The 13,788-nt window shown below is 73.8% G+C and carries 11 protein-coding genes; 8 read left to right on the top strand and 3 right to left on the bottom strand.

Going from position 1 to position 13,788, the window contains the following annotated elements; all coding sequences use genetic code 11:
- Window positions 1–199 precede the first annotated feature (199 nt).
- Complete coding sequence (locus Ae717Ps2_RS37665) at window positions 200–1,504, bottom strand: hypothetical protein (protein ID WP_075334757.1); 1,305 nt, start codon at window positions 1,502–1,504, stop codon at window positions 200–202.
- A gap of 98 nt (window positions 1,505–1,602) precedes the next feature.
- On the bottom strand, window positions 1,603–2,343 hold the full coding sequence (locus Ae717Ps2_RS32220; protein WP_198932380.1) for a hypothetical protein: 741 nt from the start codon (window positions 2,341–2,343) through the stop codon (window positions 1,603–1,605).
- A gap of 323 nt (window positions 2,344–2,666) precedes the next feature.
- On the opposite strand from Ae717Ps2_RS32220, the gene Ae717Ps2_RS32215 reads away from it, so the two are divergent.
- Window positions 2,667–3,431, top strand: a complete 765-nt coding sequence (locus tag Ae717Ps2_RS32215; protein ID WP_143510831.1) for a hypothetical protein — start codon at window positions 2,667–2,669, stop codon at window positions 3,429–3,431.
- Here the strand turns inward: Ae717Ps2_RS32215 and mobF are convergent.
- Window positions 3,428–8,200 (bottom strand): MobF family relaxase, encoded by a 4,773-nt coding sequence (mobF, locus tag Ae717Ps2_RS32210; RefSeq protein ID WP_158071610.1) that lies wholly within the window; start codon window positions 8,198–8,200, stop codon window positions 3,428–3,430. The two genes, Ae717Ps2_RS32215 and mobF, sit on opposite strands and share 4 nt — an antisense overlap.
- Before the next feature lie 702 nt (window positions 8,201–8,902).
- Here mobF and Ae717Ps2_RS32205 point away from each other — a divergent pair.
- The 7 genes from Ae717Ps2_RS32205 (at window position 8,903) to Ae717Ps2_RS32180 (ending at window position 13,655) form a co-directional block, all read left to right on the top strand.
- Window positions 8,903–9,154, top strand: coding sequence for a hypothetical protein (locus tag Ae717Ps2_RS32205; RefSeq protein WP_075334754.1), 252 nt, complete (start codon window positions 8,903–8,905; stop codon window positions 9,152–9,154).
- Window positions 9,155–9,286: 132 nt separating this feature from the next.
- Entirely contained in the window at window positions 9,287–9,478 is a 192-nt protein-coding gene (locus tag Ae717Ps2_RS37660) for a hypothetical protein (protein ID WP_158071609.1), read from the top strand.
- A 61-nt stretch (window positions 9,479–9,539) separates the two neighbouring features.
- The gene (locus Ae717Ps2_RS32195; RefSeq protein WP_158071608.1) at window positions 9,540–10,298 is read left to right on the top strand and encodes an alpha/beta fold hydrolase; all 759 of its coding nucleotides are present in this window, start codon (window positions 9,540–9,542) and stop codon (window positions 10,296–10,298) included.
- A gap of 1,372 nt (window positions 10,299–11,670) precedes the next feature.
- Window positions 11,671–11,838, top strand: a complete 168-nt coding sequence (locus tag Ae717Ps2_RS37655) for a hypothetical protein (protein WP_158071607.1) — start codon at window positions 11,671–11,673, stop codon at window positions 11,836–11,838.
- Window positions 11,839–12,258: 420 nt separating this feature from the next.
- A complete protein-coding gene (locus Ae717Ps2_RS32190; RefSeq protein WP_075334751.1) occupies window positions 12,259–12,570 on the top strand; it encodes a hypothetical protein in 312 nt (103 codons plus the stop codon).
- Between the two features lie 213 nt (window positions 12,571–12,783).
- Window positions 12,784–13,119 (top strand): hypothetical protein, encoded by a 336-nt coding sequence (locus Ae717Ps2_RS32185; protein WP_143510827.1) that lies wholly within the window; start codon window positions 12,784–12,786, stop codon window positions 13,117–13,119.
- Window positions 13,116–13,655: a hypothetical protein gene (locus tag Ae717Ps2_RS32180; RefSeq protein WP_143510825.1), complete on the top strand. Its 540-nt coding sequence runs from the start codon at window positions 13,116–13,118 to the stop codon at window positions 13,653–13,655. Before Ae717Ps2_RS32185 ends, Ae717Ps2_RS32180 begins: the two co-directional genes overlap by 4 nt.
- The last annotated feature ends 133 nt before the right edge of the window (window positions 13,656–13,788 follow it).

The following is a 13,788-nucleotide window of genomic DNA, read 5'->3' as shown; positions in this document are numbered from 1 at the left end:
GGCAGCGCCGCCGCATATGGCTGCTGCGGGGACTGCGGGCAGCACTACCCGCCATCGTTCCCCGACTCCCAGCACGCGGTATTGGACGCGCGAGCCCGTAACGAAGATCCCGGCCAGCGCCTGACCAGACCGCCGGATCACGACGGCGTAGCGTCCTCGCGATCGCCACGCTGACCGACCCGGCACCGCGTGATCCTGCTCAGCCTCCGGTGCTTCCGCCGGACGCATCCGTCCGGCCCGACCGCCGCCGTCTCGGCGGCGTGGCGCGGGCATCGTCCTGGGCGTCCGCCTCGGCCGTCTCGGCGTCGCGGCCGTCGTCGCGGTCCCCGATGCGGGCCAGCAGGATGCGAACCTGATCAGCGGCGTCCGCTCGCAGCGCTGCTCGCTCCTCTCGCGCGTCGGCCCGCAGCTGGTCCAGCTCGGCCCGGTGGTCAGTGCGCAGCTGGTCGAGCTCGCCGCGCAGCCGCTCGGCGGTAGCCCTGTCCTCCTCCGCGCGCCGGTCGGCGGCCGCCCGCTCGGCCTCGGCCCGGGTGCGCCCCTCCACCGCGTCCGTCGCCCGCTCCTGCGCGGCCCCGACGTCTTGGGCCGCCTGACGCTGGACGGCCGCCACCTGCGTCTCGGCCTCCCGCCGCACCTGATCTGCGACCTCCTGCGCGGCCTGGACCCGGGCGTCGGCGTCGGCCCGCACACCGGCGATCTCCTCGCGGGTCTGCTCGGCCCGCTCGGCGAGCACACGGTCCCGCTCGGCCTCGACGTCGCGCCGTGTCCGCTCGGCCGTCTCCCGGGCCTCCTCGATCTCGGCCGTGGTTCGCTGGCGCATCCCGGCGAGTTCGGCCGCGGTGTCCTCCCGCACGTGCTCGAGCTCGGCGCGGGCGGCCGCAGCATCGGCGCGCGCGGCCTCGGTGTCGGTGAGCGCCTCCTCGGCCGCCGCGTCGGCCTGCTCACGCAGCTCGGCCTCGCGCTCGGCCCGGCGGGTCTGGTCCCGCGCGGCCCGTTCCGCCGCCGCCTGCGCGCTCTCCGCGGCCGCGACCTGGGTACCGGCCTCGCGGCGGGCCTGGTCGACCTCGTAGCCGGCGGCGTCCGGGTCGGTCGCCGTGGCCGCGATCCGCTCGGCCCGCTCCAGCAGCTGCGTCATCCGCGCCAGCCGGTCGGTCTCAGCCTGGCGGCCCGCGGCCGCCTCCTCCTGGAACCGTGCGAGCAGCACGCCGAGGGTGACCCGCCCGTCGGACACCGGCCGCTCGGCCAGCGCCTCCTCGTCGACGTCGACAGCCGCCGCGCCTGGTCCGGCGCCGGTGCGCTCCAGCGCCCGCCGCGCCGCGAACGCCTTGGCCCGGGTGTGGTCGGGCAGATCGCAGTACCGGCCAGGTCGACCGACGCCGCCGGACCGCTCGATCGGCCGCCCACACACCTCGTCCGGCCCGGTCGGGAACTGGCACCCCTCGACACGCTCGGGGTCGACGTCCTGACCCGGAACCTGCCCCGCCGGACGCTCGCTCTCGGTCATATCGTCACCCTAATACGTCATAGCGTTATTGTCAATCTATTTTGTTAGTAACGTTATTGACGAAATAGAACCACGTCCTACAAGATCACCGGCGACGCCTACTCGCCGCCCTCGGCCTCGTCTTGTTCCGGGGCGAACTCCTGATCGCAGACGCCGCAGACGATCGGCCCGAGCTCGCGCACCGAGGCGGCGACCCGGATCCGGCGACCGCAGCCGCACACGCACGGCGGCGGTCCCGGCTTCTTCGGCTTCGCTGGCCCGCCGCTCTCGCTGGCGCGGCGCATCCGCAGCGCGCCGCGCAGCTGCTCGATCACCTCGCCGTACGCGGCCTGCGTGGCGTCCGGGACGGTGGTCGGTGACCAGCCGAGCTTCGGGTCCTTCTCGACCGCGATGCCGACCTCCGCGGCGATGGCCTTGAACCGGGCGTTGTGCCAGCGGCCCTGCCGGGAGGTGTCCTGGATCCCGCGGGCGTGGGCCAGGGCGTGCGCGGCCTCGTGCAGCAGCGTGCCGAGCACGTCGACCGGGCCGCGGGCCAAGCCCTCGCCGCCCACGAACACCTCGGCCAGCTGCTCGACGTCCGCCCCGTCCGCACTGGCGTCGGTCGTGCTCCAGCGCATCGCCGCGAAGTGACCGAGCCGCAGCCCGCCGCGGTCGCCGGAACCGGCGCCGAGCACCACCACCACGGCGGGCAGCTCCGGGTGCCGGTCACGGATCGCCGACCACGCCAGTTCGAGCGCGGCCACCATCGGGGCGCTGATCGCCCGCCCCGTTGACACGACCGCGTCAACCTCGGCTGTGCGGTGTCCCGGGCCGATCTCCTGCACGGCGAGCGCGCTCATGCTGGCCTCCTACGAACGGTGCGAGCTGCGGGCCGGTCGGGCCGGGCCCCCTGGTGGCGGCGACTGCTGCCACCCGCGCCGCGGCGCGCCCGGCCTCCGAGGCTCGCTGTCAAGGGCGGCCGCAGGCCGTCGCCGAAGGCGATGCGCAGCACCCTTGATAGGGAGTGAGGCCGGGACATCCTCCGGGCCGGCCGGCCCGCACAGCCCCGCCGCAGGCGGGTCCTCCTGGTCCTCGGCCCGCCCGGCCGTGAGGGCAGAACCTGCACCGCGCCCCTGCCGCCGGCCCGCGGGCGAACAGGCGATGCGCTGGGAGTTGTCGGTGGGTGCCCGTACCGTGGTCGGCGATCCGACTGGCGGTGATGGTGATGGCGGTGCTGGGCAGGTTCGGGGCGACCCGGGTGGAGCCGGCGGTGCTGTTCGACGCGTCCGAGCTGGACGGGCCGGGCCCGCCGGCGGACGCGATCGACGTGCAGTTCCGGGCGCCGCTGTCGTTCTCGCTGCTGGTCGACGGTCTGCTGGCGGCGGGGCGGGACTTGGACGCTGGGACGTGCTTCCGGGTCTACGAGCGGGCGATCGACAAGTCCGTGGCCAGCCTCCAGTTCGCCGGCGGGTACGTCGTCGACGACAACGGCGACTCCGCGCCGGCACGGCTGGAGCTGACGGCGCTAGGCGAGTCGGGGATCCCCGGATTCGCCGAGGTGCGAATGCACCACCACATCTGGGTCGGTGCCACCGCGGAGACCCTCGACGACGGGGTACGTCGTCCCCTCGACCAGCGCCGGCTTGCTCGTGGGATCAAGAACGTTGCCGCGGGTGACTTTCTCTCCGAGCTCCGCCAGGTCTCCGAGCAGATGCTCGGCGTGCGATGGGGGTCCCCACAGCTGGGTGCATCGCTGCAGATCGTGGAGCCGCCGGTGCATGAGCAGCTCGCCGGCCGCGAGCTCGGCGTGTGCCCGTCGCCGTGGGGAGCACGCACGATCTGGGAGCAGCCCACCCCGGACGAGCTGGAGTGGGAGGCGCGAGACGTCGCGCAGCTGGCCGCCCGCGGCCGCACCCGGCCGTCGCGGGGGAAGGTGCTCGACTACTAGTAGGCGATCCCGGGGTCGCCGCTCCAGTCCACCCCGGCGTCGTGGCCCGCGTCGGCTGCACGGCCACGTCCGACGTCGTGGCCGGTGGAGCGCTCGGCCTGGTGGTCGAGCGAGGACCGGGCGGCCTGCGCGTCCGCGGCGTCCTGCTCGGCCTGTGCGGCGCGTTCGCGCTCGGCGGCGCGGTCGCGCTCGGCCTGGCGGCCGCGCTCGCGCGCGTCGTGGTCGCGGCTGGCCTCGGCTACCTGCTGCAGATCCGAGACGACCGGCTCCGGCGCCTCGTCCACCACCGGCTCCGGCGCCTCGTCCACCACCGGCTCCGGCGCCTCGTCCACCACCGGCTCCGGCGCCTCGTCCACCACCGGCTCCGGCGCCTCGTCCACCACCGGCTCCGGCGCCTCGTCCACCACCGGCTCCGGCGCCGGGGTGCTTCCTGCGGAAGCACCCGGCGCCACGTCGTCGCGTTCGCTGTCCAGCTCGGGGCCAGCGACCTCGACTCCCACGTGGGGCTCCGCGGGCTCCGGGTGCGGCTCGGTGCCTCCGGCGGACGCACCGGCATCGAGGTCGTCGACCAGGTCCCCCGCCGAGACCTCGACAGGCTCGGCGGGGTCCCGGTCGTCCTCGTGGCTGTCCGCCTCGTAGTGGGTGTCGTGCTCCGGGTCGGCGCCCCGCTGCTCAGGCCCGGGCTCGTCCGGTCCGCCGGCTCGCTCAAGCGGCAGGCCGCGCCGCCCGAGTTCCTCGGCCGCGAGGCGCGCCTCCTGGGCGGCCGTACGGGTCCTGGCCGCCCACTCCCCGCGCAGCTCGTGCTCGTACTCCAGCCAGTCGACCCGGTCGGCGTGGGCGTCGACCAGGTCGCGTTCCTCGCCCAGGCGAGCGACCACGCTGCCCCACCGCTGATCGTTGCGGGGCATCCGCTCCAGCTCGGCCGCGGCCAACTGGAACGTGATCTGGTGCTCGTGCAGGCTCCGGTGCGCCTCGGCCAGCTCCTCGGCCACCCACGGTGGCGCCGCCTGCTGCTCGCGCACCCACCGCTCGGTCGCTGCGTACAACTCGCCGTCGTCCGCGGCCTCCGGATCCGAGACGTCGACCGGCTGGCCGAGGGCCGCCCGGGCGTGGGACCACAGTGCCCGGTGGAACTCGTACTCCCGGCTCGGCGCGGCGCCGAGAGACACCTGCTCGTCCGGGACGCGGTGCAGCTCCCGGTACGCCGCGGCGATGCCGGCGCGGCGCTCCCACTCCGCGCGCTCCGCCGCCGCCTCGACGGCGTCCGGGACCGGGCCGAGGTGCGCGGTCGCCCACTCCGGGCTTTGCTCGGCGACCTGGCGGCCGAGCACGTCCTGCCGGTCGGTGGCCAGCACCGCGAGGGCTTGGGCGTACTCGCCGACCTCGCCGTCCAGCGGCGCGGCCAGGGTGGTCCAGTCCCGCGGGTCCACCGCCTGCTCCGGCTCCCGGGCCGCGGTGTTGGTGCGCAGCCGCCACCGCACCACGTCCGACACGGAGTCGGCGCCGGCGAACCCGCGCTCGGTCACCGCCTCGACCAGCACGGCCTCGGCGTTGTGCCCGGCCATCTCCGCCTCCCGCACCGCGCGCAGCAGCCGCCCGTACCCGGACTCCTGCCGCAGCTGCTCGACCTGCTGCGGGCCGAGCACCTCCACCAGCGTGGCCTCGTAGCGGCCGCGGGCGTACTGCCCGGCGACGGTGTCCCAGTCCGCCGCGGCCACCAGGAACGACTCCGCGTCGGCGACCCCGCGCTCCCGCACGTGGCTGGCGGCCTGCTGCGCGCTCGACGTGGCCAACACCGCGGCCAGTCGCTCGCGCGCGGACTCGTCGAGACGCTCCGGCTCGTGCACGTCCGGCGCCCGTTCGGTCACCAGGTGCAGCACGTTGCGGGCGCGGCCGCGGGTCGCGGCCGGGTACAGGTTCTCCCGCGCCCAGTCCCGATCCACGATCGGATAGCCGGAGTCCACCGTGACGCCCTGCGCCGAATGCACCGTCACCGCGTACGCGAGGTTCAGGTGCTCGCGCACGTAGTCCGGTGGCAGGTGCACCGTCGCGCCGTGCCGGTCGGTCGCCAGCAGGTCCCCGGTGTGCTGATCGACGCCGGTCACGGTGTAGATCGCCCGGCGCATCACCGGCTCCACCGGGCCCGCCTGCCCGGCTGCGGGGTCCACACGCAGGTCGTAGTTGTTCATCAGGGCCTGCACACGGTCACCCACGGAGACCAACTGGCGGTAGCGCCCGGCCACGGCGACATGCTGCTCGCCGACATGGCCCAGCTCGACGAGTTCGTCGCGGACTCGCCGCGACAGCTCGTTGGCGTGGTCGTTGGTGCCGACGATCAGCAGCGACGACCTGCCAGCCACCGTGTCCGCGAGGTACGCGCGGGCAGCCTGCTCCTGCATCTCCTCCACGGTGCCCGTACGCAACCGGCCCCGGTCGCCGTAGGCGTCCACCGCCGCCTGGTCCCCGGCGCGCAGCTGCAGACTCGCCTCGGCCTCCCACGGCTCCAGGAACCGGTGCACCTCGGTCAGCTCGTGGTGCGGCCCCGTACGCACCAAGTGCGCGAACAACCCGCCCGCCTCGACCGCGTCGAGCTGCTGCTGATCACCGGTGTAGACGACCTTCGCCCCCGCCGCCGCGCACAGCGCGGTGATCTCCGAGAGGTCCCGGGTCGACGACATCCCGGCCTCGTCGATGACCACCATGTCCCCCGCGGCCAACCGGTCACGGGACTGGCCGGTGACCGGGTCCGGGGAGAACGCGTGCAGGAAGCGGGTCGAGTTGATGGCCTCCAGGCCGTCCCCGGCCAGGTTCTGGGTCGCGATCTGCGAGGTGGCCACCCCGATCACCCGGCCACCGGTCTGGCCGGTCCACACCGTGGCCAGCTGCCCGACCGTCCGCGACTTCCCCGCGCCGGCCGGACCGACCAGGACGTCCCCGACCCGGCCAGACGACACGATCCCCGCGACCGCGTCCACCTGGTCACCGGACAGCCCCGCGGCCTGCAGCTCGACGCGCAGCATCTCCAGCTGCGGCCCGTCGACCGCGAGGCCGAGCTCGGCCCCCGCCTGCGCCAGCACCCGATCCTCCGTCGCCAGGTGCTCCGCGGTGGCGTAGCGCTGCCCGTTCGCCCTCCGGTAGATGCTGCCGCCGTCCGGGCGGCGCAACTCGCCCGGCACGATCACGGGATCCGGCGCGGACACCAGCACCACGTTCGACCGGTGCAGCGCCTCCCGGGTCAGCTCCTCGAGCAGCGCCGGCCGCACGGCGGCGTCCACGCCGAGCTCGTGCGCACCGCCGAGTCGGCGGTCCAGCGCGAGCGCGAGGTTGCCCATCGTCCACACCGCGTACTGCGCCTGCACGTCCTCGACCGCGGCGGCCATGACCGCCTCCCGGTCCAGCCCGGCCACCGGCCCGACAGCCTGACCGGTCATGTCCGGCCCCGTCCCGAGCTGCTGGCCGGTCCGCTGCGCGGTGGCCGCGTGGCCAGACGCCCCGCTGGCCACGTCCGGCCCGGTCACCGGGCGGCCGTCCGGGCCCAGCTGGTGGCCGTGGGCCTCGACCTCGTCGAGCATGTCCACCAGCCGCTCGACCCGCTCCGCTCCCCACGCGGCCACCGCCGCCGGCCCGGCCTCCGCGCCCTTGGCCTTGCGGGTGTCCAGGGTGGCCATGTCGGCCATCGCCTTGCGCGCCGCCGCGTCCGGCTCCCGGCCGTGCCGTGACCGGTACTCCGCGGCCAGCTCCTCCACCCGTGCGGTCACCTGGCCACGCCGGGTGGACGCCTCGGCCATCAGCTCCGGGTCCACCCCGACGATCTCCCGCGCGACGCCGTCCGGGCGCAACGCGAACCGCGCCCCGGTCGCCTCGGTCGTCAGCTGCTCCAGCGCCCGCTCGTACGCGGTCGCGATCGCCTCTTTCACCCCGCGGAACGCCGACCCGTCCAGCGCCCGGACCTTCCCGTCCGCCGTCGTGGTGCGGTTCAACAGCCCACCGTGGGTGTGCAGCTGCGGCTCGTTCTCCCGGCTCGTCGAGTGCCCCCACAGGGTCCACACCGTGCCGCGGCCGGCCTCATGCTTCCCGACCGACTCGTTCCCACTGGTCGTGCGCCCATGCCAGCCCGTGCGGGTCTGCGCCAGGTACTGCTCGCCGTAGGAGACGGCGATCTCCACCGCCCGCTCGTGCGCCCCGCGCACCGCCGCGGCCTCGCCCTCCGCCCCGGCCGCCAGCAGGGCCGCGTAGTAGACGCTGACGCTCTTCGGCGCGGAGAACGTGAAGTCGTAGTAGGCGACGCCCTTCCGGCCGTCAGTGACCGACTGTTCCCGCAGCTCACGCTCCCGCTCCGGCGTGACCAAGCCACCCGGCTCCTTCGCGGCCAGGGCCTGATACCGCTGCTCCGCCGTTCGGTACGTCGGCGGCCGCCGGCCCAGGAACTCCGGCGCCTCCTCCGTCGACTCTGGGCGCCGCAGCTGCCCGAACACCGCCCGCACATCATCCGGATCAGCGACGTCCCCGGACCGCGCCGCCAGGCCCATCGCCTCCAGCCCCGAGCCGAACCAGTAGCCCTGCGGCTCCCCGTGCACCACCGCGGCGTCGAAGTACGCCGGGCCCTGACCGTCACGCTCCGCGCCCACCGCGGCGGCCCGCTCGGCGCTGTGACCCCCTCCGTTCCCGGCAGTGCGGTCCAAGTCCTGGACGTGCTCGTGGTCCGTGCACCCCGACCCGCGAATCAGGTACTCCACCGCCCCGGCGGAGATCGCGGTGATGCGGAGCATGATCGACATCATACCGGACCGACCCAAGATCACAAACACTATGCATAGGTGTGTGGCAGTAGCAGTAGGTAGTGGAAGTGGAGGTGTTGAGTCTTAGAGGTTGAGAGATGGGTTGTACAGGAGGTGTGTCTGAAGAGATGGGTCGACGAGGTGTCGGGAGGGATGCAGGAGGAGTGGATCGTGAGGAGGTGAGGACGTAACGGAGCGCAGAAAGTAGGCAGCGCGGTGCGCGGCAAGCAGTTACGGCGCGTGGCCGGTCGCGCGCCGTCGACTTGGCGGCGGGGCCTGCGCTGGCGGCGAGCCTCGCGCGCGATCGGAACTTGTCGGGGGTGCAGAGGACGCTCAGGCCGCGACGCCACGAGCGTCGCCCGACGACAGGAGGACACGATGGCCACCCGCTGGGGACCCTGGCAGCTCACCAACAACGGCGACGCGCTCACGCTCGACCCGAGCGGCGCCACCCTCGCCCACGACTGGATCGACCTCACCCGCTGCACCACCGCCGCCGAGACGCTCGACGCGATCGTCCCACGCCTCCCGCCACGCCCCCGACGGCGGCGAGCGCGACGACGCCTACATCGCCGGGCTCGTCCGCGCGATCGACGACATGCTCGACCCGATGGCCAACCTGTGCTCCGGCGGCCAACCCAAGACGCTGTCGCCGCGGCGCCTGCGCAGCATTCTCGACGACGGCGGCGCACGATGACCCGCGCGCTCCCGACCACGAGATCCTCCGCCAGCGCGAACCACACTGGCGCGAGCAGGGCTGGACCGCGCGGGAGGGTCGCCGAAGCGCGGGAGCACGCGCTGCTCGGCACCGACCCGCCGTGCCTGCGTGAGCCCCGCGACATCTGGGAGCTGGTCCACGAGATGAGCGGGCACCTCGACACCCGGCGATCCGCCCGCGACAAGAGCGCCGACCTCGACGTCGACGACCTCGAACTCGCCCCGTAGGACGGCCCCTGCCCCAACAGGACAGTACGGGCACGCGCGAACGCGCACAGCCCACGTGCATAGGTCGTCCCACCCGACCGCGCCGACCAGCACGACCTGGCGCAGACCAGCGAGGTACATACCGTGGCCGACGTGACCACCGACCAGGACCCGGCAACGGGCGCCGTCCCGACCCTGCGGGACCGGATGCGCGCCGCCGGTATGTCCGATGAACGGATCGCCTACCACGCCGAGGCGAACGCGATCGCCCTCGACGGCGAGCTGGCCCGCGGCCTGGACCAGCCCGCGCCGCCCGGGACCCGTTGGCACTTCGTCGGCCGTTGACACGGGGGCGTCAACGGCCGACGAACGTGGAATGTCGGTGGCCCGCCGTACGGTCACCGGCATGTCCGAGCCCCCTGAGCGACGCGACCCGGCGTCCTCGACCGACAGCGAGCGGCCGGCCGCTACCGACCGGAGTGTGCCTGGCGAGCGGCGTGTCCCGGTGGAGAGCCGGGACGTGGCGGTCCGGCTCACCGGAGCGGACCGGCCCGGCCCACCAGTTGTGTTCCTGTCGGGGCTGACCGGCTCGCACTCCGAGTGGGAGGGCGTTGTACCGCTGCTGCCGGACAGCCCGCTGCTGACCTACGGCCGCCCCGGGCTCGGCGGTAGCGACCCGCTCCCGCACGAGGAGCGGCAGCGCGACGACCCGAGCGACGTCGCCGAACACCTCCACCAGGTCCTGCGCGCCACCGGGCTCCCCGGCCCGTACGTGGTGGTCTCCCACTCGATCGCGGGCTGGTTCGCCGACCGCTACGTCGCCCGGCACCTTGAGGACGTGGCCGCCGTGGTACTCATCGATCCGACGAACTTCACCTCGTGGCCCGACGAGAGGACCGGCCTGGCCGACGGCGGGCCCGGCGGGTTCCAGCTCGAATGGCAGGCGAGCTTCGCCGACCTCGAATGCCCGCCCCGCCGCCCACCCGGCGGCGCCGTAGTGATCAGCACGGCCGTCGGCGCTTGGGTCCGGAAACCACCGAAGAGCCCCTGGTACGCGCCGCTGACGCTGGGTCAGGCCGACCGCGCGGTGGCAGCACGACCAACGGGGCCTGGGCCGCTCGACTGCATGCAGACCACGTCATCGCCCACGCACCGGAGCACCTGATCCAGCGAGCGCAGCCCGCTGCTCGTCGCCGTGTGCGTCACCGCAGCGGTGCGCGCGGTCCGCGCAGGCGTCGCGGTGGCCCTTGACCCGAGCATGGTCTCGACAGCAGGCGGGACGCTCGTCTCCACCGGTTCAGCCGCCGCACGATGATCAGGAGCGGTTCATCCGCAGTTCTGTCCAACAGCACCTCGGCGCGGGCGCGGGCGGCCGCGGGACGGCACAGGGCCCGCCCCGGCGTACGAGACCGGCGGCGGGCCCTGGCTGGAAGGTCGTCCGAGCTGCTCCGGCCCCGGGAGTCCGGCTCCGGCGAGGAGTGCAACCTCGACGCGGAACGCAGGCGAACGAACCTTCCGACGATCACTTTGCACGGCCCTGCGTGACCGGGCAAGGGCGTTCGGCCGCCGGATTCGACCGGTTCCGAGCAAAGCCGTCTTAACCCTCGGGAGCTGATACGCTAGCGCCTCGGTGTGGCACTCTGCGCCTCATGATGGAACGTACGCTTGCGCATGGGATAGAAGCAGGTCAGTGCACTGAACTATGGAGTGCTCAGAGTGCAAAGGATAACCGTGGATGCCATCGAGGATACGGACGAGGCGCTAGCGTCGCGAGTTCTCGAAGCCGGCCCCGGAGGGGCACCGGAGGCGGCGGTCGACGAGACCGGCCCCGCGGTCGGCGGGACCGCCGCCGACGCCGGGGAGGAGTTCGCCAAGCGCCTCGGGGCCAAGCGTCGAGAGGCCGGCGCCCCGGTCCGGAACTGGTTCGTGGCCAACGACAACCCCGACGTCCGACCCCCGCTGGCGCAGCTGCTCAGCTCCGGGCGCACCGGGGGCGGCGGCCGCGGCGGGCAGCTGCGCGTCAAGCTGTACCTGTCGCTGCTCTGGATCTGCGCCGCAGCTCCGTACGAGACGGTCCGGCCGGGCCGGGCGTGGCCGGCCTGCTCGGGCTCGACGACCCGGAAGTCAACGGCGCCCGGCGCGTGCAGGCAGCGATGCGGACCTGCGGGCCCGGAACATGGTCACCACCCGGGACCGGGGCGGCTGGCCACCGCGGTCACCCCGCTGATCGAGCACGGCACCGGTGCGCCGTACAGCTCCCCCTCCGAGATGCACAACCAGCTCCGCCAGCACGGCGCGTCGAACGACCAGCTCGCAGGCCACCGGTACTTCCGGCTGCCCTCCGCGGTCTGGACCCAGCGGACTGCTCAGCCGACTCTCCGGGCCCGGCCTGGCGATGCTGCTCGTGCTGCGCTGCGAACAGCAAGGCCGGGATGGGACGCCGGTGTGGTTCTCCCCCGAGCGCGCAGTGAACCGTTTCGGCCTGGCCGAGAGCACCCGCCGCCAAGGCCTCGCCGAACTACGGGAGCTTGGGCCTGGTGACCACCGCCAGCCAACGACTCTCGGAGAGCGGCGACTACATCGACGTCTACCGCCGCCGGAAGGTCCACACCCTCACCTTGGCCGCCGCGACTGCAGCCGGCACGGCGACCGCTAGGGTCGACGGCCGCCCGACGATCGGCGAGTTCATGGCCGGTCAGGGGTGAGCGGGCCCACCCACACCGGCTGCTCCGAGCAGTCGGTCTCGGCGATCACCAGCCGTGACAAGCGCTGCCTCCAGCAAGCACCAGTAAGCACCCTACCGGCCGGTAATCGAACATAAGAGCAGTTAGCGGCGAGCACGAGCAGGGGAAACACGGACCCCGTCCGTTATCCGGCCAGCAAGCACCCGAAATGTCCGATCATGCAGTGACGGACTGGATAGTTATGCGGCTACGGACGGCGACGCGGGCGAGCCGCGATGCGACCGGGGGTGCTTCCGGCGGAAGCACTCTGGCGGGCCGCGGCCGGTGGGTAGCGGCCAGGACCGTGGGTCGTTCATGCTGCGGTGCTGCAGGACCCGGTCCCGACGCTTCCCCCGGCGGGTCCGGTCGACCACTCGACGGCTCGACACCAGGGGGACGAACGTGGCAACCGACCATCACGCCGCCGACTCACCGGCGCTCAGTACACCGACATCGGTCCGGGAGCTGAAGGACGTCGTGCGGGCCGCGGCGTTCGGGCTGCGTCACGCGGCCACCCAGGGCGCCTACCGAGGCCTGCAGCGACCCGAGCGGGCCTACGCCCTGGCCTCGGTGCTCGACCTGTTCGAGATCCGCTGGGCCGAGCAGGACCCCGAGGTGCTCGACGAGCTGCTCCGCTGCTGCCGGGTGCTGCTGACCCCCGATGCTGCTGCCTGCGACGGCGGACCGCTCCCGGCGGTCGAGCTCGAGCGGTGACACTGACACGTCAACGCGTGCGCGTCCGCGAGTACGTGTTCGCGATCGTGACCGGTTGCCGTGCGATCGGTGATCGTCGGCGGCGCGGTGGCCCATGCTCCCGGCTATGCGACCTCGACACCTTGCGCTCGCGGTAGCCGCGGCCGTCGTGATGGCGACGGCGGTCACCACGGCTGTGACGGATCCGAGCGGTGCCGGAGTGCGGCCTGCGCGGTGAGCGAGACCTATCCGCCGCGGTCACGGCGACGCTGGGCAGTGGCCGGGCTCCTGGCCGCTGGTGCGCTGGTGGTGTGGCTGGTCGCGGGTGCGCCGTGGTGGGCGCCGGCCGCTCTGCTGGCCGGTGGCCTCGCCGGTCGTTTGATGGCCGCGCTGTTCCCGGCCCGCTACCGGGTGGCCGCGGTCCGGATCGGAGTGCTTGCTGCCGCGGTGTGGCTCGCCATCGGTCTGTCCCCGTCGGGCTGGGCGGTGGTCGCGGGCCTGCTCGCGCTCGCCGGGCTGGTGAGCATGCCGCCACAGCCCTCCCCAGCGCAGCTGGCGCCGGGCGGATGAGGCTGGCCCTCGGGACGACGGCCACGGTGCTGCTGGTCGGCGGCGGAGTAGGGACGCTCGTCGAACGTGACCTGGCCGCCCGGGACCGGGCCGAGATCGACGCGCACGCCGGTGATCTGTCCCGGGCGCAGATGCTGCCTGCGACGCCGGCCCGCGCGGTGCAAGCGCTGCTGCTGCGCGCGATCGCCGAGGACGACCCGCGGGCGGTCTGCTCCGCGTTTTCCGCCGCCGCGACGGCCGAGCTGGCCACCCTCACGGCGGCGTGGACTGCGCGGACGCCGTCCACCGCCTGCACACCCAGGTCCGCGACCTGGCCCGCTACCCCCGCCCGACCGCGGTTCGGTCACCGAGTGGATCGCCCCGGACGGCCAGTCCGGCGCTGGGAACGGGTGCGCGCTCACGTGGACGGGTCTGCCGAGGCTCCTCGATCCCGGCACGGCCGCGGCGCCGCGCCGGCGGGCCCGTATCCGGGGGTACTGACCGGGCAGCGCCAGCTCGGCCAGGGCTACCTCGTGACCGGCTACCGCCCTTGCTGACACACCACGGACCCGGCCGGATCCGGCGCGGGCCGAGTAGTTCTACGGCTCCTGCGCCGACATCGGAGCTGATGGAATGCGTCCTGAACGACCTCAGCCCGGAACGGCGCCGTCGGAGGTCTCGACGTGGGTG

The organism is Pseudonocardia sp. Ae717_Ps2, from assembly GCF_001932475.1.
In the GTDB taxonomy this organism is placed as follows: domain Bacteria; phylum Actinomycetota; class Actinomycetes; order Mycobacteriales; family Pseudonocardiaceae; genus Pseudonocardia.
The sequence above is the reverse complement of the archived record's forward strand: the minus strand, read 5'-3'. Positions and strand labels throughout refer to the sequence as shown.

Bases quoted from the DNA above. Each gene is read 5' to 3' on its own strand.
- Ae717Ps2_RS32205 (WP_075334754.1), top strand. From the start codon at position 8,903: ATGACCCGCGCGCTCCCGACCACGAGATCCTCCGCCAGCGCGAACCAC.
- mobF (WP_158071610.1), bottom strand. From the start codon at position 8,200: ATGCTCCGCATCACCGCGATCTCCGCCGGGGCGGTGGAGTACCTGATT.
- Ae717Ps2_RS32180 (WP_143510825.1), top strand. From the start codon at position 13,116: ATGAGGCTGGCCCTCGGGACGACGGCCACGGTGCTGCTGGTCGGCGGC.
- Ae717Ps2_RS32195 (WP_158071608.1), top strand. From the start codon at position 9,540: ATGTCCGAGCCCCCTGAGCGACGCGACCCGGCGTCCTCGACCGACAGC.
- Ae717Ps2_RS37665 (WP_075334757.1), bottom strand. From the start codon at position 1,504: ATGACCGAGAGCGAGCGTCCGGCGGGGCAGGTTCCGGGTCAGGACGTC.
- Ae717Ps2_RS32220 (WP_198932380.1), bottom strand. From the start codon at position 2,343: ATGAGCGCGCTCGCCGTGCAGGAGATCGGCCCGGGACACCGCACAGCC.